Here is a 22,744-nt window from a genome sequence, read left to right on the forward strand (position 1 = left end):
GCGAAAAGCCCCCCGCTTGTGCGAGGGGCTTTTCACCGTCTGTGCGCCGCCAGGGACTCGAACCCCGGACCCGCTGATTAAGAGTCAGCTGCTCTAACCAACTGAGCTAGCGGCGCCTGCTGACGTCGTAGACCTTAGCATCCTGATCGGCGGGAGGAAAAATCGATATCGGCACCGCTCGGGAGGGCTCCGACAGCTGTCGCCGGGCCGCTGACCGGGCCGCCCGTACCGCCGCCCACAGCATGATCTCCGGGCCCGGCAGCCAGGGGGCGCGGGTGTCGGGGGCGACCAGCCAGCGGGAACCGAGGTGCGCGGGGGCGGCCGGCGCCGGCGGTGCGAGCAGGGTCGGGGCGGGGACGGTCACCGCGTCCCCGGTGCCGTGGCACAGGAGCGGCGGGATGGCCCGGCCCCGCTCCGAGGCGCCGCCCGAGCCCCACTCCTCCCACTCCAGCAGCGAGGGCAGGCGCTGGGCCGTGCCGGGGGCGGCGAACAGGAGCATCCGGCCCCGGTGGGCGGCCACGGGGCCCGACCCCGGGCCCTCGTCCCACAGCCGGTCCAGCATCTGGCGTCCGAACAGGGCGGGTGCGCTGACGACGTCGAAGGCGGAGCCGCACGCGAGGACCACCGGGGCGGTGGGCTGGTCGTCCCAGAGGACCCGGGTGCTACGCGGATACGTTCCTGCCGAGGCGAGCCAGGCCGCGCCCTCGGGAGTGACCCCGGTGACCTCGGCCCCGCCGCAGTTCCCATCGATGCTCATGCCATCTAGATCTACCCGCCGTGACCACTTGTCCCCACAGAGTTGCGGGAACCCGGGACAGGAGAGGACAGTGTGGAGTATCTTGCCCACCTGGCATATGCCAGCAGGGTGGCCCCTCAAGGGGCGCGGGGAACGGCGCAATCTTTTGTCCTTGAGGGGGGGCGCAGCCCCCAGGGGCCCGCGGGGAACGGCGCGACCGCCCCTCACCGCGCGAGGTGGATCACAGCGGATCCGCGTACCCCTCCGCATCCGCCCCGCGCAGCAACTCCCGCCCGAACTCCACCATCTTCTTCGCGTAGTCCTCGGTCCACGCCGCCCGCGCGGCGACCTCCGCCGGGGTGAGCCGGTCGAACCGCCGAGGATCCGCCAGCTGTGCCGCGGCCATCGCCTGGAACTCCACGGCCCGATCGGTCGCCGCCCGGAACGCGAGCGCCAACTCCGTGGAACGGGCCAGCAGCGCCAGCGGATCGTCGATCGACTCCAGATCGAAGAAGTGCTCCGGATCGGTCGCCGCCTCCGCCGGCTCGAAGAGCAGGGGCGCGGGGCGAAGCCGCGGCTCGTTCCGACGCGGCGTGGGCTCCGCCATGACTTCTCCTCCTCGTACAGCGGTCGGCCCGTCCTTGAGGGCGGGCCACCGTCCATTGTCCCTTGACCGCGCAAGAGGGCGCCGGGCCACAGGCTTCGGCTTTCCGGTTACGCGCTCCCTTACGACTCCCACCCCACGCGGTGTTCAGACAGCTGGGAGAACACCGCGTGGTTCGCCTCCCAGCCGTCCGGGAACTTCACCGTCACGCCCAGCTGCACCGGCTCCGTGGACGGATGGTCGTCCAGGAGGTCGGTGACACCGGCGCGGCACACGACGATGCAGGCGTGCCGGTGGCGCGAGGCCAGCACGCACAGGCGGCCCGTCTCCAGATGGAAGGCCGTCGCGTCGGGGCGCCCCGACAGCGGATGGAGGACGACGGTCACGTCGAACTCGCGGCCCTGCAGCCGGTTCGCCGTGTCGACCGTCACCTCCGGGACGCCCAGCTCGGCCAGCGCCGCGCGGACGGCCGCCGCCTGGTCGCGGTGGGCCGTGCCGACGGCGATGCGGTCGGCCGTCAGCGGGGCCGCGTCGGCAGACCGCTCCGAGGTCGCGGCGCCGCCCCGGTCCAGCAGCCGGCGTACGACCAGGGCCAGGGCCCGGATCGCCTCCGGGTCCGTACGCGGGGTGTGCCGGGCGGGCAGTTCCAGCAGGCCCCAGCCCGACTCCGCCGCCTCGTCGATGACGCGGTCGGGGCCCGAACCGTCCGACGGCACCGCGAAGGTGAGCCGCCGGTCGCCGTGGCCCGTACCGCTGCGGAACGGGGTGAAGGGGTAGAACGCGGCCGAGACCAGCGGCGCCGCGGAGGCGGGGAGCCGCCAGGAGACCGGCAGCCGGTGCTGCGGCAGCTCCGGATTGTGCGCGAGGAGGGTCGTCACGGCCGAGGCCGACGGGTCGTACGACAGGCCCGCCCACTGCTCCGAGCCGACGATCGCGAACGGGTCCAACTGGCCGGGATCGCCCACGAACAGCGCCCGCTCGAACAGCCCGGCCACGGCGAGCAGCGCGTCCGACCGCATCTGGTACGCCTCGTCGACGATCGCGTGCCGCCACGGCTCGACCCCTTTGACGTGCGCCCACTTCGCGGCCGTCGAGATGACCACGTCGAGCCCGGCGAGGTCGCCCGCCTTCGCCGACTTGCGGACGTTCGGCAGGTCGTCGAGCGCCTTGTCGTACGGGTCGGAGTCGCTGCTGTGCAGCCGGCCGACGGGCAGCTCGGGGTTCTTCTCGGCGAGCCGCAGCACCAGGTCGTCCACCTGGGCGTTCGTCTGGGCGATGACCATCAGCGGGCGCCCGGCCTCGGCCAGTTCGAGCGCGGCCCGGACGACGAGCGTGGACTTGCCCGCGCCGGGCGGTGAGTCGACCACGACCCCGCGGTGCGTCCCGTGCAGGGTGTCGCGCAGGATCGCGTCGGTGGCGCGGGCGGCCTCGGCCCCGGGATCGAACACGCTGGTCACAGGGCTGGTCACAGGACGTCCTCTTCGGTCACGGCGTCGGGCTGCGGGGCGGTCGCGGTCTCTCCCGGCGGCCCGCCGTGCGTCCACGGCGTGTCCTCCGGGTCGGGCAGCTTCGCGCCGCCCCGCTGCTCGTGCTCGAAGAGCGTGAAGCACAGCGGATCGCCCTTCTCCGGTACGGATCCTGGCTCGGGCTCCTTGCCGCGGCCCATCTTGTCCAGGATCCGCAGCACGACGAAGATGCCGCCTGATCCGGCCTCGGGGTCGATGGAGCCGCCGTCCTGCCCGGTGGGGTCGTGGCCCTCGTCCCGTTCGTACCCCACGAACTCGGCCGACTGCGGCTTTCCGCCGAGCGAGCGGTAGACCTTCGCCCGCTCGCCCAGATGCGGCCGGTCGTCCGTCCGCACGGTCACCAGCGGGCGCGGGGCGGCCCGCTTCCCTTCGCTGTACGCCATGACGACATCGGTGACCTCGCCCGCGAAGGCTTCCCCGGAGAGTCGGCGCCCGGCCATGATCAGTGGGTCGTCGAGAGCCTCCTGGGCTTCCAGGCGGGCCTGTTCGCGCTCGCGGGTGGCGAGCTTGTTCGCCGCCGTGACCGCGTCGTCGCGGCGCGGCTGCGGCGGCTCACCGGCCAGGACCCGGTCCCGGTGGCCGGTGAACGACCAGCGGTCGCGGGTCCACCGGTCGGCCGCGCGCGGTCCCTCGGGAAGGGCGCGCAGCAGGTCGAGGCCGTGCCACACCGCGTCCCAGGTGGGGCGGGTGCGGCTGGCCACCAGCTCACGGATGTGCCGCTCGGCCGCGGTGAGCTCACCGAGCCGGTCGTCCGCCTCGACACCGTCCTCGGCGGCGGCGAACGCCGTACGCGCGCGGTCGTAGCGCTCGATGGCGGGGGCGAGCAGTTTGTTGTCGAAGGCCGGGTCGGTGGCCGGTCCCGCGGGCGGGCAGACGAGCTGGCCCTGGGCGTCCCGCTGCAATTCGGCCCGCAGCGCCGCCTCGGCGCCGGACTCGCCCCGCGGCGGGTCGATCCACGCGAGCAGCGCGCCGAGGTGCTGGTCCTCCAGGGAGGACTGACCGGTGGCCCAGTGCCGGGACAGGACGTCGGTGAGGGCCGTCAGGAGCGACGAACCCGGTACCCGCGCCCGCTCCCCGTAGTGCGTGAGCCACCGCCCGAGCAGGGGCACGCGCGGCGGCGCCGGATACGGCGTCTCCGGGTCCTGCTCGGCGGTGCGCCGGAACCGCATGGAACGCCCCAGCAGCCGTACGAGCTCGATGCCGGCCCGGCCCGGGACGATCAACTGCGGTGCGTCCGCGCACAGTTCGACCTCGACCTTGACCCGCTTGCCGGTCTCCGGCTCGGTCTCGTTGCGCTCGGCGGCCTCCACGTCGTCCGCGTAGGCGTCGATGTACGGCAGGACGATGTCCGCGAGCTCGGTGAGGAACGCGAAGCGCAGGTCGCGGTCGCGGGGCTGCGGCACGACGAGGAGGCGGGGCGCGTCGCGGTCGGTGCCGACCAGTGCGCCGAGCGGGGCGCCGGCCTCTCCCGCGGTGGTGAGCGGGACGAGGACCAGGGGGTGGTCGGTGAGGTGGCGGTGGCGGACGGTGGCGAGGGGCTGGGCGCGGCCGGTGTCGACCGCTTCCAGCCTGGCGAGTGTGGTGATCAGGGTCATGACGGCCCCGATCGCCCACCGCGCTGCGCGGCACCCTGCTCAACGGGACTTCGCTGCTCAACGGGACTTCGCTGCGCGGGCGGCGGGAGCTGGGGCCGGTCGTCGGGTGCTGCGGCGTCGTCGCGGCCGGCCGCGACGTTCCCCGCGCTCCCTTGGGGGGCGGCCAGGGCCTCCGCCCTGAGGGCTGCCGCTCTGCGGAGCGCCTCGACCGTGGGGTCCGTCGGGTCGCCGGTGTGGCCCCGGGCTGCGGAGAGGACGTCGGAGACGGTGGTCAGGGCGCCCAGTTCCGCCCGCAGGGAGCGGCCCAGGGAGGTGACCGCGCCCTCCGCGCGGGAGCGGGAGCGGCAGTGGAAGGCCAGCTCGCAGGCGGCGAGGCACTCGGGGGCGTAGGTCGCCGGGACCGACTCCACCGCCGCCGTCAGGTCGGCGGCGGGCAGGTCGGGGGAGAAGCAGGTGCCCTCGGGGAGCGCGTCGGCGATGTCCTCGACACGGGTGAGGCGGTCCAGCTGGCGGCGGGTCACCGAGCACTGCTTGCGGACGTCCACGGCCGACGCGGTGGGCAGGTTGGAGAAGTCCTTCGGGCAGACCAGCAGCACCGTGTGGTGGACCTCGGGCGCGGGGTCGAGGCGGGCCGCGACCTGCTCAAGGGCCAGGACGTACACCGCGGACTGCCGCGCCGCCGCGCCGACCTTGGCCGGGTCCGCCGAACCGTCCAGCATCGGGAAACTCTTGATCTCGACGACCGTCCAGCCGCCGTCGGGGTGCACGACCACCGCGTCCGGCTCCAGGAAGGCGGGGGAGCCCGCCACCTCCAGGGCGAGCAGCGGGTGGTCGAGCAGCGTCCAGCCGCCCGCCGCGGTGGCCTCGCGCAGCGCCAGCGCCGTACGGGCCGTGCGTCCCTCGGGGCCGCTGGCGCCGAGGTCGGGAACGGCGCCCCCCGCGGGTGGTTCGGCTCCCGCGTCCAGCTTCTCGTGCACGAGCCGCAGCAGCTCCGCGCCCCCGTCGGCCTTGACCCGCGCCTCGAAGGCGTTGCCCCGCATGAAGGCGAACTGCGACTGCCCGAAGGCCGACGGCGAGCCGAGCGCGCTCGCCAGCACCGCCTTGTTCACGCCCGCGCCGTCGAGGATCGCGCGCCTGCGGCACCCCGGATTCGCCGCGAGCGCCGCGAGGGCCCGCGCGTCCAGCGGCTGCGGCGGGACGGCCGGGCCGCGCAGCTCAGCGAGCCGCTGCCGGAGTCTCGTCCCCCGAGTCGATGGGACTGACTGCCGGTTCGGCTCCCGGCTCGGCGGCACCCGGGGTGGCTGGGACCTTGCGTTGTCGGGGAAGTCGCTCACCCGCCGAAGTCTGGCACCCCGCACTGACAATTGAGGAACTTGTGTCGTGCGAGGCGACCGGGGGAGCGGCCGGAAGACCCACGGGGGCCGAGGCGAAGTGACGGATCCCGAACCGTGCCCGGAAGGTGTCCGCGAGCCGCAGCACCGGCCGGGTGAGCAGGAATCCGACGCCCATGACGGCGAAGCCCGCGACCGCGTCGAGGAAGTAGTGGTTGGCGGTGCCCATCACCACGATCGTCGTGATCAGCGGATACAGGACAGCCGCGATCTTCGTGAGCCGCGTGCCGCCGTACATCCAGAGCATCACACCGCACCACAGCGCCCAGCCGCAGTGCAGGCTCGGCATCGCCGCGTACTGGTTCGTCATGCCGCCGAGGCCGCGGGGCGCACTCGCCTCGCCGCCCCACCAGCCGTAGTCGCTGTACTGGGCCATCGTGTCGACGAATCCGTGGCTCGCCGACAGCAGCCGCGGCGGGCAGGTCGGCAGCAGGGTGAAACCGATCAGGCCCATGAACGTGGACGTCATCAGCCAGGTCCGGGCGGCCCGGTAGCGCACCGCGCGGGACCGGAACAGCCAGATCAGGACGGCGGGCGTCACCATGTAGTGCAGCGACGCGTACCAGAAGTCCGCCGGGATGCCGATCCAGGGCTCACGGGTGAACAGGCGGTTCAGCGGGTGCTCGGCGTTCAGGAAGAAGAACTTCTCCACCCGCAGGATCGCCAGACCGTGGTCGACGGCGTGGGTCACGTCCCCGCGCGCGAGGAGCCGTCCCCCCGAGTACGCCCCGTACACCAGCAGGATCAGGGGCAGCTCGGTCCACCAGCGGAGGCGGGTTCGTGGTGCCGCCTCGCTGACTGGTGCATCGGTCCGCAGCATCCGATTCCTCCCCCTCCTGCTCCCCCGCCCGCAGTGCCGCGGACCAATGTACGGTCTGTGCGCTTCCCCTGTGGGGGCGCCCCCGGTGCTCAAAGACGCGGAGATCGCCCGCCGGGTTGCCTCTCGGGCGGATGCGCGATGATGGATCGGCCCATTCCGTGATCAATCCAATGATCCGTCCGTCGTTGTTCCGCGGTTCACCGCAGTTCTTCCGCGGTTCACCGCCCGAGTTTCCCCGAAAGGCCCTTTCATGGCACCGCGCATCCTGTTGGCCCGGCACGGACAGACGCAATGGTCGCTGTCCGGCAAGCACACCGGCAGGAGCGACATCCCCCTCCTGGAGGAGGGCAGACGCGGCGCGAAACTGCTCGGCGAGCGGCTGCACCGGGCGCCGCTGGACGGGCTCCCCGGAGCGGAGATCCTCACCAGCCCGCTGGCACGCGCGCGTGAGACGTGCGAGATCGCCGGCTTCGGCGACCGGGCGACCCCCTGGGACGCGCTCATGGAGTGGGACTACGGAGCGTACGAGGGGCTGACCCCCGACGAGATCAGGGCCGACCGCCCCGACTGGCTGATCTGGCGGGACGGTGTGCCCGGGGGTGAGACCCTCGCCGAGGTCTCCGCGCGCGCGGACGAGGTCGTCGAGCGGGTCCGCGCCGGGGAGCGCGACGTGCTGGTCTTCGCCCACGGCCACATCCTGCGGTCGATCGGCGCCCGCTGGCTCGGCCTGGACATCGACTTCGCGGCCCGCGTCCGCCTCAACCCCACGTCCCTGTCGGTCCTGGGCTGGGCCTACGGAGAGCCCGCGATCGAGACCTGGAACGACTGCGGCCACCTGATCTAGCCCGGGCGGGGACGAAGACAGGGCCTGGCGCGAGGTCCGGTGCGAGATCTGGCGCAACGCCCTAGGCCGGCCGTGGCAGGGCGGCCTTGTGCCGGGCCAGGAAGTCCGACACCCCCGACGCGCGGCGGTGCGGCAGCAGGACCCTGGCCGTCCCCGCCAGCATGGTCTGCACCCGGGACGACTGGACCTCGTCCAGCAGGGCCAGGACGCGCAGCCCGGCCGCGGCGGCCTCGTCGGGGTGCCCGGCCCGGGCCAGGTCGTCGGCGAGTTCGGCCGTGTACAGGGCGAGGTTGCGGGTGAAGTGCGGGTCCTGGAGCCGGGTCGCCCGGCGTGCCTGGTGGGCGGCGCGCTGCCAGTCGCCGAGCGTCGACCAGCACTGCGCCTCCAGGCCGGCCAGTTCGGCGTCTCCGTAGAAGCTCATCCACTCCGGGTCGGCGTCACAGGGCCCCCGCCCGTACAGGGCCTGCGCCCGGGTCAGCGCCTGCTCGCAGCCCGTCCGGTCGGCCAGCCCCGCCCAGCCGCCCGCCTCGCGCAGCGCGAGCAGCGACAGGAGCCGGGCCGAGCCCAGGGGACGCGCCGCGTACTGCGCGGCCTGAGCCGCCCGTACCGCCTCGCGGGGCCGTCCCGCGTCCCGGGCGAGGAAGGACGTGTTGCAGAAGGCGTGCGCCTCCAGGGCCGGGTCCCTGGCCACCCGGGCCGTCGCGAGCGCCTCCGCGTAGTGCGAGCGGGCGTCGTCGAACCGCCCCGAGTCGTGTGCCAGCCAGCCGACCGAGATGGCCAGTTCACCGGCCCCCGTGTGCAACCGGTCCGTGGTCGCCTGCCGTGCCGCACCGGCGTCCAGCAGGGCGTACGCGGCCCGCAGCGGAGCCGCCGCCCTGCGGTACAGCCCGTCGGCGCCGTGCCGGTCGTCCAGCACGCGGATCCTGCGGACGGCCTCCTCCAGCGCCCTCGCCTCGGCCTCGCCGGCGCGGCGCACGGCACGCGGCGCGGCCTCGGCCGTGCCGCCGAACGCGAGCCCCCAGGGGCCCAGTGAGGCGGCCGCCACCGTGGCGGTGCCGCCGCTCATGAATGCGCGACGTTGCACGTCGCTCTCCTCGCGGTTCTGATCGTCGATCCCGTATGGGTCGTGCAAGTGGTGCGGCTCGTGCGGATCGCTCGGGTGGTGAGCCGCACGCGGGTCGTGTGTCGTTGCATACGGCTCACCCGCCCCGTCCGTCTCATGCGGGGCGGGCAGCGGGCTCGTGGGGTGTGGAGCGGGCGCCACCTCGGCGGCGCGCGCCCCCCGTCCACGCACCGCCGAACGGGGCACGAAACCCAGGTCGGTCAGGGTACGGCCGGGGAACATGTGCAGGAAGACCCGTTCGTACGCGTAGTTGGGACAGCGGATCTCGCCCGCCTCGACCCGCCCGATGTAGCGCGCGTCGCAGCTGACCCGTTCGTCGATCTCCCGGGCCGCCCGTCGCACGGCGGCGGCGAACTCGCCCGGCGAGCGCTGTCCGCGCAGGCGCCGGAAGGCGAGATTCGGCCGAGGCGGCCGAGGCGGCCGAGGTGACTGGGACGACGAGGTCGTCGGTGACGACGCCATGGCCGGGCCCTCTCTCGCGAACCGTCGAACCATGCCGGGGCGGGAGCGGGTCGATCATGAGCGCGATCGAGCCGCACCTGTGATTCCGGCGGGCATGAACGTACCTGCTGTGATGGGGCCACCACGCGGGGTTTGGCTACAAAACGGATATCTCATCCCTGATCCGCCATGAACTGCCATCCTTTGCGGCCGAGTTTCGCCGTAGCCGTTGACGCTGTGCGGCGTTGAACCATGTGGTGTGCTCGATCGAGGAGGGTTCCGTGGTGGAGGCCATGATGGAGACCAGGCAGAGCGAAGGCCGCGGGGACCCTTGTGACCTCGTCACCGTGCCCGCCCGGCAAGGGCTCGAGGCCGCCGACATCCTGCGCAGGGGCGCTCCCGCGGAGGCGGTGGGGCCCGTTCTGCACGACGACGACGGCGCCAACGTCGGGTTTCTCGTGCCGCCCGGTACGGCTTCCGCCTGGGACGTTCCGGGCAGTACGTGTACGCGGACCGACGGGCGGGGGGTGCGGTTGGCGCCCGAGCCGCCCGTCGAGGGGTCGGACTGGCTGCTGCCGCCGGGGGAGGCGGAGCTGGCGACGGATCCTGCGGTGTTGCGGGCGGCGTTGGGGGAGGCGGCGCGGTTGATCGAGGCGGCGGACAACTGCCGTTGAGGGGGCGGAGGGAGTGGGGCTTGGGGTTCGCTGTGGGGTGCGGCTGCGTCGTGGCCGGGTGCGCCGTTCCCCGCGCCCCTTGGGGGCTGCGCCCCCCGAAGGGCGAAAAGACTGTGCCGTTCCCCGCGCCCCTTGGGGCTGCGCCGCCTAAAGACCAAAAGATTGCGCCGTTCCCCGCGCCCCCTAGGGGGCTGCGGCCCCGGAAGGCAAAAGACTGCGCCGTTCCCCGCGCCCCTTTTCGGGGGGTCGATAATGGGGGGATGGGTAAGGGGAAGAGTCGGCGGGGGGCGCGTGAGGGCGTTGTCGGTGAGGTTGATGGTGGGGTGGCCGAGTTGGTGCCCGATCGGGAGCGGGCTCGGGGGTGGACCCTGCTCATCGACGGGGCTCCGCAGTCGCATGTCGACCTCGACGACCCGGCGTACCTCGGCTTCGAGTACCAGCGCCGCCTCGGGCACGTCATCGACCTCGTCGCCCCGCCCGGCCGGCCCGTGCACGCCGTGCACCTCGGCGGCGGCGCCCTCACCCTCGCCCGGTACGTGGCCGCCACCCGCCCCCGCTCCACCCAGCAGGTCGCCGAACGGGACGCGGCGCTCGTCCAACTGGTCCGGCGCGAACTGCCGTTGGACCCGAACGCCCGGATCCGGGTGCGGTCCGTCGACGCGCGTGACGGGCTCGCCAAGGTGCCGGACGGCTGGGCCGACCTGGTCATCGCGGACGTGTTCAGCGGAGCGCGCACGCCCGCGCATCTGACGTCCGGGGAGTTCCTCACCGAGGTGCGCAGGGTCGTGAAGGCCGACGGTCTGTACGCCGCCAACATTGCGGACGGCCCGCCCCTGGCGCATCTGCGCGGCCAGATCGCCACCGCGGCCGGCGTCTTCCCCGAACTCGCCCTCGTCGCCGACCCCACGGTCCTGCGCGGCAAGCGCTTCGGCAACGCGGTCCTCGTCGCCTCCGGCCGGCCCCTGCCCGTGGCGGAACTGACCCGCCGCGCGGCCTCCGACCCCCACCCGGCCAGGGTCGAACACGGCAAGGCACTCACGGACTTCACCGGCGGAGCGATCCCGGTGACGGACGCGTCGGCCGTGGCGTCCCCCGCACCGCCGCCCTCCGTCTTCCGGTAGAGCCGTCGGTGGTCCGGGGTCGTCGGTGATCCGGAGGCCGTCAGTAGGTGTTGACTTCGACCTTCGGCGCCGAGTCGTGCCACGTGCAGAACACCGTCACCCGGTCCGCCCCGGACGAGAACTCCACCCGGATCCACGTCTCCGTCTTCCACACCTGCATCGACCACCCGGACGCGGGCGTCGCGGACACCAGCGACGCCGACGACGTACCGAGGTCGAAGACGGCCCGCCCGCCGTCGGTGTCGTAACTCTTCACCTCACCGGAGGCGCCCGCACGCGGCGAGGCGGCGCCCGCCGGCTTCGAACGCGACGGCGACGGCGTCGGCGAGACCGAGGGCGCGGCCGGATCCGAACCGCTCGCACGCGACGACCGGCTCTTCGACGGCGAGGCCGTCGATCCCGCCGGGGACTCCGGCCGACTCGTCGAGGACGACAGCGGCTTCGCCCCCTGCGTGGTCCCGCCCGCCGAGATGGGCAGCGCCCGCGGCGGATCGTAGGCCGTCCCGGTCATGACCGTGTGCACACCCCACCACGACAGCGTGACCGCCGCGCCCGTGGCGAGCGACCAAGCCAGTACGTGTACGAGTCCTCTGCGCATCGCGGGCCATCCTGCCCCACGAGCCCCGTCCGTGTCCCGTGTGTCCACAGGCTTGAAAGTTGTCCACAGGCCCCGGACCGGCCCTCCCCGTATGGCGTACGGTGCCGCTCATGGCAAGTGTGCTCGTGGTCGAGGACGACCAGTTCGTACGCTCCGCCCTCATCCGGCATCTGACCGAGGCCACGCACACGGTGCGCAGTGTCGGTACGGCCCTTGAGGCGTTGCGCGAGGTCGCCCATTTCCGATTCGACGTCGTGATCCTGGATCTCGGCCTGCCCGACCTGGACGGGTCGGAGGCGCTGAAGATGCTGCGCGGCATCACCGACGTGCCCGTGATCGTGGCGACCGCCCGCGACGACGAGACGGAGATCGTCCGGCTGCTGAACGACGGCGCGGACGACTACCTGACCAAGCCGTTCTCGGTGGAGCACCTGTCGGCGAGGATGGCGGCGGTCCTGCGCCGGGCCCGGTCCTCGGCCTCGGAGCCGCAGCCCTCGCCGCAGCTCAGGGTCGGCGGCCTCGCCATCGACCCGCTGCGCCGCCAGGCCGAACTGGACGGCGTACGACTGGATCTGACCCGGCGCGAGTTCGACCTGCTGGCCTTCCTCGCGGGGCGGCCCGGTGTCGTCGTGGCGCGCAAGGAACTGCTGGCCGAGGTGTGGCAGCAGTCGTACGGGGACGACCAGACGATCGACGTGCATCTGTCCTGGCTGCGGCGGAAGCTGGGTGAGACGGCGGCCCGGCCGCGCTATCTGCACACCCTGCGCGGGGTCGGCGTGAAGCTGGAGCCGCCGGGGCAGGGCGGGCCGCTCGGTCCGGCGGGCACGGAGCCGGCGCGATGAGGTGGGCGCTCGTCAAGGTCTGTGTGGCCGTCACCACGATGGTCGTGGTGGCCTTCGCGGTCCCGCTGGGGCTGGTGATCAGGGAGATGGCGAGGGACCGCGCGTTCTCGAACGCCGAGCGGGAGGCGGCGGCCGTCGCCCCCGCGCTCTCGATCACCACCGACCGGGCCGAGCTGGAGCGGGTCGTCGCCTCGGCCGCCTCGGACACGGGAATGGCCGTGCACATACCCGCCGGGGACGGCGGTGACGGCGAGGACGAGGGAGGCAGCAGCAACGGCAACGGCAACGGCAGCGGCAGCGGGAAGCAGCAGGCCCTCGACATCGGGCGGCAGCGCGCCGCCGACAAGGACATCGCCACGACCCGGAAGCTCGGCCGGGCCTCCACCACCGAAGTGCCCGGCGGTTCCACGCTGTTGCAGCCCGTCGCGCTCAGCTCGGGCGAGATCGCGGTCGTCGAGGTGTACGTCCCCGAGGCGGAGGTCACCAATGGTCTGGGCACGGCCTGGGCCGTCCTCGCCGGGGTCGGGGTCGCGCTCATCGTCGGCTCGGTCGCGGTGGCCGACCGGCTCGGCGTGCGGATGGTGCAGCCCGCGCAGCGCCTGGTGGAGAGCGCGCACGAGCTGGGGGAGGGGAAGCTGGGCGCGCGCGTGCCCGAGGAGGGGCCGACCGAGCTGCGGCTCGCGGCGGTCGCCTTCAACTCCATGGCCGACCAGGTCGTACAACTCCTCGCCAACGAGCGGGAGCTGGCGGCCGACCTCTCGCACCGGCTGCGTACGCCGCTCACCGTGCTGCGGCTGAACGCGGCCTCGCTCGGGGACGGACCCGCCGCCGAGCAGACCCGGGCCGCCGTCGCGCAACTGGAGCGCGAGGTCGACACGATCATCCGCACGGCCCGGGACGCCAAGCCGCAGACCGCGGCGGTCGGCGTCGGCGCCGGCTGCGACGCGGCCGAGGTCGTCCGGGAGCGGATGGACTTCTGGTCGGCGCTCGCGGAGGACGAGGGCCGCAAGGTGCGGGTGGCCGGGGTCGACCGGCCCGTACGGATACCGGTGGCCCGCGCCGATCTCGTCGCCGCGCTCGACGCGCTGCTCGGCAACGTGTTCCGGCACACCGCCGAGGGCACGGCCTTCGCGGTCGACGTGCACAACGGCGGCGACGCGGTGATCGTCCTGGTCTCGGACGCGGGCCCGGGGATAGCCGACCCGCAGGCCGCGATGGCCCGGGGCCGCGGCTCCGGTGCCGACGGCTCGACCGGTCTCGGCCTGGACATCGTGAGCCGGCTCGCGGAGTCGACGGGCGGGGACGTGCGGATCGGCCGTTCCGTGCTGGGCGGCACCGAGGTCAGGATCTGGATCCAGCTGGACGGGCGCGAGCCCGAGCGGCGCGGCCACCGGGGTTCGGTACGACGGCGCCGGCCCGCCAGATCGGTCTCGACCTTTAACCGTCCCCGATCCCTTCCTTAAGCGCACCCTAAGAACCGCAAGTCCCGTCCGGATCAGGCGTTTTGCCGGTTTCCGGCTCGCTAGCGTGCTGCCGCAACCCCACCTCGGAAGGCAGGCACGCGATGAGCACGCACCGGCGCATGGCCAGTGGCAGGAACAAGGCGATAGGCGGCGTGGTCGCCGCGGCCGTGGTCGGCGGCGGGGCGTTCCTGTTCTCCGGTACGGCCCAGGCGGCGGGCGTCGGTGCCGCGTACACGAAGACCAGCGACTGGTCGACGGGCTACACCGCGCAGTACGTCGTGGCCAACGACGGCGCCGGGGCGAAGACGGACTGGACGCTGGAGTTCGACCTGCCGGCGGGCGCGAAGCTCAGCTCGCTGTGGAACGCGGAGTCGAAGGTGAGCGGTCAGCACGTCACCGTGAAGCCCCCGTCCTGGGACAAGGACGGGCTCGCCAAGGGCGAGACGGTGACCGTCGGTTTCGTGGTGCGCGGCTCCGGCGACCCGACCGGCTGTCTCGTCGACGGCGCCAAGTGCTCGGTGGACGACGGCGCGACACCGGAGCCCACCGGCCGTCCGACGCAGACGCCGACCTCGTCCCCGTCGGCGGAACCGACGAAGGCCACCGCGACCCCGACGGCCACGGCCACCGCGACCAAGAGCCCGAGCGCCAGCCCCACACCCTCCGGGAGCACCGGCAGCGGCACGGCCGCCACCGCCGGCTTCGCGCCCTACGTCGACACCTCGCTCTACCCCGCCTTCGACCTGCTCGCGCACTCCGCGGCCACCGGCGTGAAGGAGTACAACCTCGCCTTCGTCACGGACGGCGGCGGCTGCACCCCCAAGTGGGGCGGGGTGACGGACCTCGGTGGTGACGCGGTCGCCGCGCAGATCGGCGCACTCCGCGCCAAGGGCGGCGACGTCCGCGTCTCGTTCGGCGGCGCGGCCGGCTCCGAGCTGGCGCTGAACTGCTCGTCGGCGGACGCCCTCGCGGCGGCGTACGGCAAGGCCGTGGACGCGTACGACCTGACGAAGGTCGACTTCGACGTGGAGGGCGGCGCGCTCCCGGACAAGGCGGCCAACACCCGCCGGGCGCAGGCGATCGCGAAGCTACAGGACCAGCACCCGGGCCTGGACGTCTCGTTCACCCTGCCCGTCATGCCGGAGGGCCTCACCCAGGACGGCGTGAGCCTGCTCGCCGACGCCAGGGCGAACGGCGTCGGCATCGACACGGTCAACATCATGGCGATGGACTACGGGCCCGCGTACAGCGACGACATGGGCACCTACGCCGAGCAGGCCGCCACCGCGACCCAGGCGCAGATCAAGGGAGTCCTCGGGCTCTCCGACTCCGCCGCCTGGAAGGCGGTCGCCGTCACCCCGATGATCGGCGTCAACGACGTCGCGTCGGAGATCTTCAAGGTCGAGGACGCCACCCAGCTCGTGAAGTTCGCCGAGTCGAAGGGGCTCGGCTGGCTCTCCCTGTGGTCCGCCACCCGTGACAAGCAGTGCGCGGGCGGCACCAAGCCCACTGCCGACGCCACCTGCAGCTCGGTGCTCCAGGACGCGAACGCCTTCTCGAAGGCCTTCGCCGCCTACAAGTAACCCCCGCCCCGGACCTCCCCGAGAGGTTCCCCGAACGCCCCCGCAGGAGGTCATGCCCGCGCGGGGGTCGCGCGCCCCGGCCGGCCTTCCCCCCACCCGGCCGGGGCGCGCGTACACACGTACGCGGGGCGCGGCACTCCCCTCGTGCCGCGCCCCGCGTACGCCCGCCTCCCCCAGGAGGGGCGGCTACGCGCTCGGCCCGCTCACTCGACCGGGCTGACCGGCGGCAGCTCGCCGGTGCGGGCCGCCTCGCGGTACCACAGGGCGCTCGACTTCGGGGTGCGCGCCTGCGTCGCGTAGTCCACGTACACCGCGCCGAAGCGCTTGCCGTAGCCGTACGCCCACTCGAAGTTGTCCATCAGGGACCAGAGGTAGTAGCCGCGTACGTCCGCGCCCTCGGCGATCGCGCGGCGGACCGCGCGCAGGTGCCCGTGCAGGTACGCGATGCGCTCCGGGTCGTGGACGCGGCCGTCCGGGTCCGGCTTGTCGTCGTAGGCGGCGCCGTTCTCCGTGATGTACAGCGGCAGCCCCGGCACCTCGCGCGTGTAGCGCATGATCAGGTCCTGCAGACCCGACGGGTCGATCGTCCAGCCCATCTCGGTGCGCTCGCCGGGCGTCTGGTGGAAGGCCACGTCCTCCGCGCCGGGCCAGGGGGACGACGAACTCGCCCCGTGGCCGTCCGCGCGCGGGCCCGCCGCGTCCGGGCGGGCGGCGCTCACCAGCGTCGGCGTGTAGTAGTTCAGGCCGAGCGCGTCCAGCGGCTGCTTGATCAGGGCGAGATCGCCGTCGCGCACGTACGACCAGTCCGTCACCGAGGCCGTCGACGCGAGCAGGGTCTGCGGGTACGCGCCGTGCAGCATCGGGCCGTGGAAGATGCCGTTGGCCAGGTCGTCGATGCGCCGGACCGCCGCCAGGTCGGCGGGGTCCTGGGTCAGCGGCCTGACCACCGAGGAGTTGAGGCTCACCGCGATCGAGTTACGGGCGGGCATCGCGGTGCGCAGGGCCTTGGTGCCCAGGCCGTGCGCCAGGTTGAGGTGGTGCGCCGCCCGCAGGGAGGCCTCCGGGTCGGTGCGGCCGGGGGCGTGCACACCGGACGCGTACCCGAGGAACGCGCTGCACCAGGGCTCGTTGAGCGTGATCCACTGCTCGACGCGGTCCCCGAGTGCCTCGCCGACGATCTGCGCGTACTCCGCGAAGCGCAGGGCCGTGTCGCGCTCGGGCCAGCCGCCCGCGTCCTCCAGTTCCTGGGGGAGGTCCCAGTGGTAGAGGGTGATCGCGGGCTTGATGCCGTGGGAGAGCAGCTCGTCGACCAGGCGGCGGTAGAAGTCGAGACCGCGCTGCACGGCGGGCCCGCGGCCCGTCGGCTGCACCCGCGACCAGGACACCGAGAAGCGGTACGCGGTCAGGCCCAGGTCCGCCATCATCGCCACGTCGTCGCGGTAGCGGTGGTAGTGGTCGTTGGCGACGTCACCGTTCTCGCCGCCCGCCGTCTTGCCGGGCGTGTGGCTGAAGGTGTCCCAGATCGACGGCGTACGGCCGTCCTCCCGCACCGCCCCCTCGATCTGGTAGGCGGAGGTCGCGGAGCCCCAGAGGAAGGCGGGCGGGAAGGTGGCGGGCGTTTCGGGCTCGGGCATGGAAGCGCTCCCATGGGAGGAAGGTCGTAGGAGACCGGGGAATATGAGGTCGGGGACCGGGGGCGAGGCGGCGGCTCGCCCCCGTGGGCGCGGGGCGGCGGGTCAGCCCTTGATCGCGCCCTGCATGATCCCGCCCACGATCTGCTTGCCGAACAGCAGGAAGGCGATGAGCAGCGGCAGGGTGCCGAGGAGCGCGCCCGCCATGATCACCGCCTGGTCGGGGACGTAACCCGTGCCGAGCGAGTTGAGCGCGACCTGCACCGTGGGGTTCTGCTGGTTGAGCGCGATGATCGGCCACAGGAAGTCGTTCCAGGCCATCACGAACGTCAGCAGTCCGAGCACCGCCATCGCCGGCCGTGCCGCCGGGAAGACGACGTGCCACACGACGCGCAGACTGCTCGCGCCGTCGACCCGCGCCGCCTCGATCAGCTCACCGGGCAGCGCCTGGATCAGGTACTGCCGCATGAAGAACGTGCCGAAGGCGCTGACCAGGGTCGGCAGGATGACCGTCTGCAGCTGGTTGGACCAGCCCAGCTCGCTCATCCACAGATACAGCGGTACGACCGCCAGCTGCGGCGGGATCATCATCGTGCCGATGGTCAGCAGCAGCAGGACGTTCGAGAACTTGAACCGCAGTTTGGCGAAGGCGAAACCGGCCAGCGTGGAGAACAGGACCGTACCGACGGTGATGGTTCCGGCGACGATCGTGCTGTTGACCATCGCGGTGCCGAGGCCGCCCTCCTCCCACGCGCTCTGGAGGTTCTTGAAGAGGTTGCCGCCGATCCACAGGGGTGGCGGTGTCTCGGCGAGGCGCTGATTGGTGCGCGAGGCCGCGACGATCGTCCACAGCAGCGGTGCCAGCGACACGAGCGCGAAGACGGCCAGGACGACGTAGGTGAGCGGACCCGCGTGCAGTTGCTTGCCCGCGCCCATCAGCCGGCGGCGCCCGGAGCCGACCTGGGCGGTCTTCTCCGCCGCGTCCATCGGCGCCTGAGGGGGCGTCAGTTCGCTAGTGGTCATTGGGTCTTCCTCAGCCGTCGGTTGATCAGCAGGTTGATCGCGGCGACGATCAGCAGGATCAGGAACATCGTCCAGGCGATGGCGGACGCCTTGCCGAGGTTGCCGATGATCCAGCCCTGGTCGTACATGTACAGGCCGAGCGTCTGGTACTGGTGCTCGGAGCCGCCCTTGGAACCGCTGACCCCGCCGAACAGGAGCGGTTCGCCGAACAGCTGTGTCGCGCCGATCGTGGAGACGACCACCGTGAACAGGATCGTGGGCCGCAGCATCGGGATCGTCACATGGCGGAACTGCTGCCAGCGCCCCGCGCCGTCCAGGGACGCCGACTCGTAGAGGTCGGCGGGGATCGCCTGCATCGCCGCGAGGTAGATCAGCGCGTTGTAGCCGGTCCACCGCCAGATCACGATCGAGGAGACGGCGAACTGTGAACCCCAGGTGGACTCACGCCAGTTGACCGGGTCGACCCCGATGAAGTGCAGCAGCCAGTTGATCATGCCGCCGTCCCACGAGTACAGCAGGACGAACACCAGGGTCGCCGCCGCCACCGAGGTGGCGTACGGAGTGAGCATGACCACCCGCCACACGGTCGAGCCGCGCAGCTTGTAGTTGAGCAGGTGCGCGATGCCGAGCGCCATGAGCAGCTGCGGCACGGTCGAGATCACACCGATGGTGAAGGTGTTCTGCAGCGCCCCCCAGAAGAAGTCCGAGGACATCAGGTTCTTGTAGTTGTCCAGGCCGACCCAGGTCTGCTGGTCCAGGTTGGACAGCTGCACGTTGTGCAGCGAGTACCAGGCCGTGTACAGCAGCGGGATGAGCCCGAAGGCACCGAAGAAGATGAAGAAGGGGGCGACGAACGCGTACGGCGACGCCTTCATGTCCCAGCGGTACAGCCGGCTGCGCCAGGAGCCGGGGCCCGGGGGCGGTGTACCGCGACCGTCCGCGCGGCGCGCCGCGCCCGGCTGGGAGCCGGGCGCGGCGTCGGCGCTCGTCGCGGATCGCGCGAGAGCCTGCTTGGAGCTGGTCACTGGCCGAGCACGTCCTTGATCTCCTTGGAGGCGGCGTCCCAGCCCTGCTCCGGGGTCTTGCCCTTCTGCTCGACCTGCAGGATGCCGATGTCCGAGATGGCGGTGTTGATCGGCTGGTCCTTGACGCCGAAGATCTGCGTCGGGATGGTCTTCGCCGAGTCGGAGAAGATCTGCGTGATCGGCGCGTTCGAGAAGAACGTCGTGGTGGCGGCCTGCGGCTTCAGGCTCGCGTAGGCCGACGGGGTGGACGGGAAGCTCGCCTGCTTGCCGAAGACCTTCGCCTGCTGCTCGGGGGCGGTCAGCCACTTCGCCAGCGCGACGGCCTCCTTCTGGTGCTTGCCCGCCGTGGGCACACCGATGAACGAGCCGCCCCAGTTGGCCGCGGTGGGAGCCGCCGCCACGTCCCACTTGCCCTTGCCGGAGTCACCGGACTTCTCCTGGATGTACCCCAGCATCCAGGCGGGGCAGGCCACCGTCGCGAAGCCGCCGTTGGCGAAGGCCTGGTCCCACGGCTTGTCGAACTGCTTCAGCTTCGCCGACATGTTGCTGGTGGCCACCTTCATCGAGGCGTCCCAGGCCGTTTTCACGCCGTCGGACTTGTCCCAGACGACGTTGCCGTCCTTGTCGTAGTACCGCTCGCTCTCGCCACCGAGCGCCGCGTTGTAGACCGAGGCGGCGGAGTCCACGAACTTGGTGCCCTTGGGCGCCTTCTTCATGTAGTCCTTGCCGACGTCGACGTACTTCGACCAGTCGCCCTTCCACTGCGCGGCGAGCTTGGTGCGGTCCGTCTCAAGGCCCGCCGCCTTGAAGAGGTCCTTGCGGTAGCAGACCGCCATCGGACCGATGTCGGTGCCGAGCCCGATGGTCTTGCCGTCCTTGGTGGTGGCCTGTGCCGTCTTCCAGTCCAGCCACTGGGACTTGTCGACGTCCTTGCCGAGGTCGACGAACTTGTCGCCCTGCGTCTGGACCGCCTCGGCGACGTTGCCGACCTCGATCGCCTGGATGTCGTCGGTACCGGCACCGGCCTGCAGACGGGTGAGCGTCTTGGGCCAGTACACGTCGGTACGAGTGGTGACGTTCTCCTTGATCGTGATGTCGGGGTGCTGCTTCATGTACTCGTCGTAGAGGCCGGCCTGCTTGTAGCCGAAGACCCCGAACGTGCCGATGGTCAGCGTGGTCTTGCCACCGCCGCTGCCGCCGTCCGAGTCCGACGACCCGTCGTCCGAGTCCTCGGCGCAGCCAGCGAGCAGCCCCGTCGTCAGCGCGGCCACGGCCGCGAGGGCCATCAGCCTGCGGGACCCTCGGGTACTCGTGCGCATTGCGTCCTCCTGTTGCCTGACGTGCCGACCCCCCGGCCAACTGCGTTGTTGGGCCCGTTTGTTCATGCTGCGGCTCGGGCGGGGAACGTGCGGGATGTGTATGTGTCAGGTACTGTGGGAGCGCTCCCACAGGTGATGTGTTGAAGGTTCGTCGCTCGGCGCGGGGGTGTCAAGGGAGAGGACGCAGAGACGTGTCTTCAGTTATCGGGCTGTTAGCTACGGGACGGCCCTTGACGTCGGCGGAGACGGCGAGAGTAGGTCTCCGACGGTTGCGGGACGGCCTCGGGAAGGCTCCGGATCGGCTTCGGAGTGGCCCCGGGGACGCCGGGGGACGGCGTCCGAGAAGTGGAGGCGGTCTCTCCGCGGGCCCGGCCCCGATCACGGCTGTTAGATTCCAGGCCAAACGCGGTGGTGACCGCGTCGGACGGGAGGCGGACCATGGCAGTCCACGGAGCGCGGAGCCGGAGCGGCGGCAGGCCGACCCTCGAAGAGGTCGCCGCGCGGGCCGGTGTGGGCCGCGGCACGGTTTCCCGCGTGATCAACGGCTCACCGAGGGTCAGCGACGCCACCCGGGCGGCCGTCGAGGCGGCCGTCGCGGAACTGGGGTACGTGCCTAACACGGCGGCCCGCGCCCTCGCGGCCAACCGCACCGACGCGATCGCCCTGGTCGTCCCCGAGCCCGAGACCCGCTTCTTCGCCGAGCCGTACTTCTCCGACATGCTGCGGGGCGTGGGCACGGCCCTCTCCGACACCGAGATGCAGCTGCTGCTGATCTTCGCGGGCAGCGACCGGGAGCGGGCCCGGCTGGCCCAGTACCTCGCGGCGCACCGGGTGGACGGCGTCCTGCTGGTCTCGGTCCACGCGGACGACCCGCTGCCCGACCTGCTGGCCCAGCTGGAGATCCCGGCCGTGATCAGCGGTCGCAGGTCGGCGGACGAGACGCTGCCGTCCGTGGACTCCGACAACTTCGGCGGCGGCCGGTTCGCCGTCGAGCACCTGCTGGCCCAGGGCCGGCGGACCATAGCCCACCTGGCCGGACGCCTCGACGTGTTCGGCGCCCAGCGCCGCGTCGACGGCTACCGCGCCGCGCTGCGCGACGCGGGCCACGAGGTCGACGAACGCCTCATCGTGCCCGGGGACTTCACCGAGGAGGGCGGCCGTCGCGCGATGACGGACCTGCTCGCCGTCTGCCCGACACTGGACGCGGTCTTCGCCGGATCGGACGTGATGGCGGCCGGCGCCCGCCAGGTCCTGCGCGAGGTGGGCCGCCGCATACCCGACGACGTGGCCCTCGTCGGCTACGACGACTCGGCGATCGCCCGCCACATGGACCCGCCCCTGACGAGTGTGCGCCAGCCGATCGAGGACATGGGCCGCGCGATGCTCGACCTGCTGATGGACGAGATCGCGGACCGCCGCCCGGCGGTCTCCCGGGGGCTGGAGCGCCGGCAGCTGGTGCTTCCCACGGAGCTGGTGGCGCGGCAGTCGTCGTGACCCGCCACGCCCGCCGTGGGGGAGGGGAACGCCAGAGGGCCGAACCGCTTCCGCGATTCGGCCCTCTGATCATCAGGGTGAGTGACGGGACTTGAACCCGCGGCATCCTGGACCACAACCAGGTGCTCTACCAGCTGAGCTACACCCACCATGACCGGCGATCCTGCGCTTGGTTCACCTGAAGTGGTTCACCGACCGGACGAGAAAAAGTGTACAGGGTCCGAAGGGGTGCTCGCTCCCGTCTTTACGGCGGGGCTACCGAGCGGGCAGGACGTGCTTCGAGGCGATGGAACGGGCCGTCTCCGAGTCCGGTCCCGGCTGCGGGACGAAGATCGCCTCGCGGTAGTAGCGCAGCTCGGCGATCGACTCGCGGATGTCGGCCAGCGCCCGGTGGTTGCCGTTCTTGTCGGGGCTGTTGAAGTACGCCCGGGGATACCAGCGGCGGGCCAGCTCCTTCACGGAGGAGACGTCCACGATCCGGTAGTGGAGGTACGCCTCCAGGGTCGCCATGTCCCTCAGCAGGAAGCCGCGGTCCGTGCCCACCGAGTTCCCGCACAGCGGGGCCTTGCCCGGTTCCTTGACGTGCTCACGGATGTAGGAGAGGACCTCCTCCTCCGCGGCGGCCAGCGTCGTGCCCGCGGCCAGCTCGTCGAGGAGCCCGGAGGACGTGTGCATCGTGCGCACCACCTCGGGCATCGTCTTCAGCGCGGCGTCCGGCGGACGGATCACGATGTCCACCCCCTCGCCGAGCACGTTGAGCTCCGAGTCGGTCACCAGCGCGGCCACCTCGATGAGCGCGTCCTCCGACAGCGAGAGACCGGTCATCTCGCAGTCGATCCACACCATGCGATCGTTCATGGGCTCACCCTACGGCCCGCTCACCCGCCCGGG

At 72.2% G+C, this 22,744-nt stretch carries 20 protein-coding genes and 2 tRNA genes; 7 read left to right on the forward strand and 15 right to left on the reverse strand.

Features of this window, described 5'->3' with window-relative positions:
- Positions 1-42: 42 nt before the first annotated feature.
- From K3769_RS27330 to K3769_RS27360, 7 genes are all read right to left on the reverse strand, one after another.
- A tRNA-Lys gene (locus K3769_RS27330) sits at positions 43-116 on the reverse strand.
- Complete coding sequence (locus tag K3769_RS27335) at positions 107-757, reverse strand: bifunctional DNA primase/polymerase (RefSeq protein ID WP_267028932.1); 651 nt, start codon at positions 755-757, stop codon at positions 107-109. The genes K3769_RS27330 and K3769_RS27335 overlap by 10 nt, the downstream gene beginning before the upstream one ends.
- A gap of 220 nt (positions 758-977) precedes the next feature.
- Complete coding sequence (locus tag K3769_RS27340; RefSeq protein WP_267028933.1) at positions 978-1,343, reverse strand: DUF8844 domain-containing protein; 366 nt, start codon at positions 1,341-1,343, stop codon at positions 978-980.
- Between the two features lie 119 nt (positions 1,344-1,462).
- Positions 1,463-2,797: an AAA domain-containing protein gene (locus K3769_RS27345; RefSeq protein WP_267031566.1), complete on the reverse strand. Its 1,335-nt coding sequence runs from the start codon at positions 2,795-2,797 to the stop codon at positions 1,463-1,465.
- An 8-nt stretch (positions 2,798-2,805) separates the two neighbouring features.
- Positions 2,806-4,461, reverse strand: coding sequence for a hypothetical protein (locus K3769_RS27350; RefSeq protein WP_267028934.1), 1,656 nt, complete (start codon positions 4,459-4,461; stop codon positions 2,806-2,808).
- Positions 4,458-5,753 carry a hypothetical protein gene (locus K3769_RS27355; protein ID WP_267031567.1) on the reverse strand — a complete coding sequence of 432 codons (1,296 nt, stop codon included), beginning with the start codon at positions 5,751-5,753 and terminating at the stop codon, positions 4,458-4,460. The genes K3769_RS27350 and K3769_RS27355 overlap by 4 nt, the downstream gene beginning before the upstream one ends.
- Positions 5,677-6,672 carry a phosphatase PAP2 family protein gene (locus tag K3769_RS27360; RefSeq protein WP_267028935.1) on the reverse strand — a complete coding sequence of 332 codons (996 nt, stop codon included), beginning with the start codon at positions 6,670-6,672 and terminating at the stop codon, positions 5,677-5,679. Before K3769_RS27360 ends, K3769_RS27355 begins: the two co-directional genes overlap by 77 nt.
- A gap of 250 nt (positions 6,673-6,922) precedes the next feature.
- Here K3769_RS27360 and K3769_RS27365 point away from each other — a divergent pair, with 250 nt between their 5' ends.
- Positions 6,923-7,516, forward strand: a complete 594-nt coding sequence (locus K3769_RS27365) for a histidine phosphatase family protein (RefSeq protein ID WP_267028936.1) — start codon at positions 6,923-6,925, stop codon at positions 7,514-7,516.
- Between the two features lie 61 nt (positions 7,517-7,577).
- Here K3769_RS27365 and K3769_RS27370 read toward each other — a convergent pair whose 3' ends face one another.
- Complete coding sequence (locus K3769_RS27370) at positions 7,578-9,101, reverse strand: NsdA family TPR-like regulatory protein (RefSeq protein WP_267028937.1); 1,524 nt, start codon at positions 9,099-9,101, stop codon at positions 7,578-7,580.
- A 275-nt stretch (positions 9,102-9,376) separates the two neighbouring features.
- Between K3769_RS27370 and K3769_RS27375 the strand changes: the two genes are divergently transcribed.
- Positions 9,377-9,754, forward strand: a complete 378-nt coding sequence (locus K3769_RS27375) for a hypothetical protein (RefSeq protein ID WP_267031568.1) — start codon at positions 9,377-9,379, stop codon at positions 9,752-9,754.
- Between the two features lie 260 nt (positions 9,755-10,014).
- On the forward strand, positions 10,015-10,875 hold the full coding sequence (locus K3769_RS27380; RefSeq protein WP_267028938.1) for a spermidine synthase: 861 nt from the start codon (positions 10,015-10,017) through the stop codon (positions 10,873-10,875).
- 40 nt (positions 10,876-10,915) lie between these two features.
- On the opposite strand, the gene K3769_RS27385 is transcribed toward K3769_RS27380, so the two are convergent.
- Positions 10,916-11,473 carry a hypothetical protein gene (locus tag K3769_RS27385; protein WP_267028939.1) on the reverse strand — a complete coding sequence of 186 codons (558 nt, stop codon included), beginning with the start codon at positions 11,471-11,473 and terminating at the stop codon, positions 10,916-10,918.
- A gap of 110 nt (positions 11,474-11,583) precedes the next feature.
- Here K3769_RS27385 and K3769_RS27390 point away from each other — a divergent pair, with 110 nt between their 5' ends.
- From K3769_RS27390 to K3769_RS27400, 3 genes are all read left to right on the forward strand, one after another.
- Positions 11,584-12,315, forward strand: a complete 732-nt coding sequence (locus tag K3769_RS27390) for a response regulator transcription factor (RefSeq protein WP_267028940.1) — start codon at positions 11,584-11,586, stop codon at positions 12,313-12,315.
- Positions 12,312-13,778 carry a sensor histidine kinase gene (locus K3769_RS27395; protein ID WP_267028941.1) on the forward strand — a complete coding sequence of 489 codons (1,467 nt, stop codon included), beginning with the start codon at positions 12,312-12,314 and terminating at the stop codon, positions 13,776-13,778. Before K3769_RS27390 ends, K3769_RS27395 begins: the two co-directional genes overlap by 4 nt.
- Before the next feature lie 101 nt (positions 13,779-13,879).
- Positions 13,880-15,361: a glycoside hydrolase family 18 protein gene (locus K3769_RS27400; RefSeq protein WP_267028942.1), complete on the forward strand. Its 1,482-nt coding sequence runs from the start codon at positions 13,880-13,882 to the stop codon at positions 15,359-15,361.
- A gap of 203 nt (positions 15,362-15,564) precedes the next feature.
- On the opposite strand, the gene K3769_RS27405 is transcribed toward K3769_RS27400, so the two are convergent.
- From K3769_RS27405 to K3769_RS27420, 4 genes are all read right to left on the reverse strand, one after another.
- Positions 15,565-16,995, reverse strand: coding sequence for a GH1 family beta-glucosidase (locus K3769_RS27405; RefSeq protein ID WP_267028943.1), 1,431 nt, complete (start codon positions 16,993-16,995; stop codon positions 15,565-15,567).
- Positions 16,996-17,097: 102 nt separating this feature from the next.
- On the reverse strand, positions 17,098-18,015 hold the full coding sequence (locus K3769_RS27410; RefSeq protein ID WP_372515043.1) for a carbohydrate ABC transporter permease: 918 nt from the start codon (positions 18,013-18,015) through the stop codon (positions 17,098-17,100).
- Complete coding sequence (locus tag K3769_RS27415) at positions 18,012-19,040, reverse strand: carbohydrate ABC transporter permease (RefSeq protein WP_267028944.1); 1,029 nt, start codon at positions 19,038-19,040, stop codon at positions 18,012-18,014. Before K3769_RS27415 ends, K3769_RS27410 begins: the two co-directional genes overlap by 4 nt.
- Positions 19,037-20,359: an ABC transporter substrate-binding protein gene (locus tag K3769_RS27420; RefSeq protein WP_267028945.1), complete on the reverse strand. Its 1,323-nt coding sequence runs from the start codon at positions 20,357-20,359 to the stop codon at positions 19,037-19,039. Before K3769_RS27420 ends, K3769_RS27415 begins: the two co-directional genes overlap by 4 nt.
- Before the next feature lie 438 nt (positions 20,360-20,797).
- Here K3769_RS27420 and K3769_RS27425 point away from each other — a divergent pair, with 438 nt between their 5' ends.
- Positions 20,798-21,853: a LacI family DNA-binding transcriptional regulator gene (locus K3769_RS27425; protein ID WP_267028946.1), complete on the forward strand. Its 1,056-nt coding sequence runs from the start codon at positions 20,798-20,800 to the stop codon at positions 21,851-21,853.
- A gap of 76 nt (positions 21,854-21,929) precedes the next feature.
- On the opposite strand, the gene K3769_RS27430 is transcribed toward K3769_RS27425, so the two are convergent.
- Together K3769_RS27430 and orn are read right to left on the reverse strand one after the other, a co-directional pair.
- A tRNA-His gene (locus tag K3769_RS27430) sits at positions 21,930-22,002 on the reverse strand.
- A gap of 106 nt (positions 22,003-22,108) precedes the next feature.
- Positions 22,109-22,711: an oligoribonuclease gene (gene orn / locus K3769_RS27435; protein ID WP_267028947.1), complete on the reverse strand. Its 603-nt coding sequence runs from the start codon at positions 22,709-22,711 to the stop codon at positions 22,109-22,111.
- Between the last annotated feature and the right edge of the window lie 33 nt (positions 22,712-22,744).

The sequence above is a fragment of the Streptomyces ortus genome, from assembly GCF_026341275.1.
Taxonomy (GTDB): Bacteria; Actinomycetota; Actinomycetes; order Streptomycetales; family Streptomycetaceae; genus Streptomyces; species Streptomyces ortus.